This is a genomic window from Polaromonas sp. P1_E3, from assembly GCF_056405935.1.
Genome location: NZ_JBFUBD010000442.1, coordinates 1 through 2,063 on the forward strand (window position 1 = coordinate 1; position 2,063 = coordinate 2,063).

Sequence of the window (2,063 nt, forward strand, 5' to 3'; positions counted from 1 at the left end):
GGCACATGGGACGAGCACAAGGCCGTTCTGCAGGCCCATTTGCCTTTCCGCAATTTCGAATACCGGTTTACCAATCAGGAGGGAAATGTCCTTTACCGAAGCGTCAGCGGTGAACCGGTGTTTGGTGAAGACGGATCCTTCGAAGGCTATCGCGGCGTGGGTACGGACATCACGGCGGCCAAAGAGGTTGAAACAGCACTGCGGGTTGGCGAGGCGCGCTTCAGGGCGGTGGTGGAGGCACTGGTCGAAGGGGTGATTTTGCGGGATGCCCAGGGGCTTATTGTTGATTGCAATGCGAGCGCCGAACGCATTCTCGGCAGGACCCTGGCCCAGCTGCAAGGCCAGACCTCCGTCGAGCCGGAATGGCAGAGATTCCGCGAAGACGGCACGCCCATGCCCAGGGAAGAGTGGCCCAGCGTTGCCGCTGTTCGCACAGGCAAGCCTCAGCTGAGCCGTGTGGTGTGCCATCGCCGGTCCGACGGCAGTGAATTCTGGGCGCTCATCAACGTGCAGCCGCTGGCGGATGGCACGGGTGCGCTGTCGGGCTATGTCAGCACCATCACCGACATCACCAAGCGCAGGCAGGCCGAGYAGGAGATCGTCCAGCTCAACGTCAACCTGGAAAAGCGCGTGCTGCGCAGGACCGCCCAGCTCGAAGCCGCCACCAAGGAGATCGAGGCTTTTTCGTATTCAGTGGCGCACGACCTGCGGACACCGCTGAGCACCATTGACGGATTTTGCGCACTACTTGAAAAGGCAGTGCCGCGCGAATCCGGGGAGCGCGCGCACCATTTCCTGAGCCGCATACGCAGCAGCGTGCGGCGCATGGGCGAGCTGACCGACGGCCTGTTGTCCCTGGCCCAGCTGTCGCGGACCAGCCTGAACTGGGAGTCTGTCGATATCAGCAGCGAGGCAGCCAAGATCATCAGGCAGTGGACGGAAAACGATCCGCAGCGCCCGGTGCGCATCACTGTCGAGCCCAACCTCTGGGGCCGGGCCGACGTTGCGCTGCTGCGCCAGGTGCTGGAGAACCTGATTGCCAACGCGTGGAAGTTCACCTCCAGGAAACCACACACTGAAATCCTGGTCGGGAAGGAAACCGGCGCCGATGGCCAACTGGTGTACTTTGTGCGGGACAACGGCGCCGGTTTTGACATGGCGTACGCCAGCAAGCTCTTCGGTACCTTCGAACGCCTGCATTCGCCGGAAGAGTTTGCCGGCAGCGGCATCGGCCTTGCCACAGTCAAGCGCATCATTACCCGCCACGGCGGAAAAATCTGGGCCAATTCAGCGGTGGGTGAGGGCAGCACCTTTTATTTCACGCTCGGGGGCGAGCAGGCCGGCGCCATGCCGGCCGAGGGGGACTCATTTGATGACTCGGGCATTGCGCTGACGGACAGTGCCAGCGCGGTGAAAGACACCACAGGCACCAGCTTCAGGACGAGCGGCCCCCTCAGCACGGACAACGATGTCTTCTCGGTCAGCGACAACCAGTTCAGCAATGCCTTCGAGCACGCAGCCATCGGGATGACCCTGATCGGCATTGACTCCCGCAGGCTCAAGGTCAACACCGCTTTTTGCCAGATGCTGGGGTATTCCGAGGCAGAAATGCTCTCGCGCACCATCCATGACCTGACCCATCCCGACGATATCGCGTGGGACCTGGAGCAGCGCCGAAGGGCATTGGCCGGCGAAATCGAATCCTTCCATGTGGAAAAGCGCTACATCCACAAATCGGGCCGCACCGTCTGGGGCTACATGAGCTGCTCACTTGTGCGCGATGCAGACCGCAAGCCGCTGCAATTTATCGCGCAGATCCAGGACATCACCGAGCGCAAGCTAACCGAGCAGGTTCTGCGCGAAAGCGAGGAGCGCTTTCGCGCGCTCACCGCGCTGTCGTCCGACTGGTTCTGGGAGCAGGACGAGAACTACCGCTTCGTCGAGGTACCCGGAGAGGCCCCGAGCACCTCGGGCATCCCGAAATCCGCCCATGGCAAGACGGCCTGGGAGCTCGATTACATCAACATTGAGCCTGCCGCGTTGGCCAATTACAAGGCCACGAT

1 protein-coding gene is annotated in these 2,063 nt (G+C 61.8%); it reads left to right on the plus strand.

Annotated elements, in window-relative coordinates:
* A partial coding sequence (locus AC1D0Z_RS20310) for a sensor histidine kinase (protein WP_477659974.1) occupies nucleotides 1-2,063 on the plus strand: 2,063 nt, incomplete at both ends.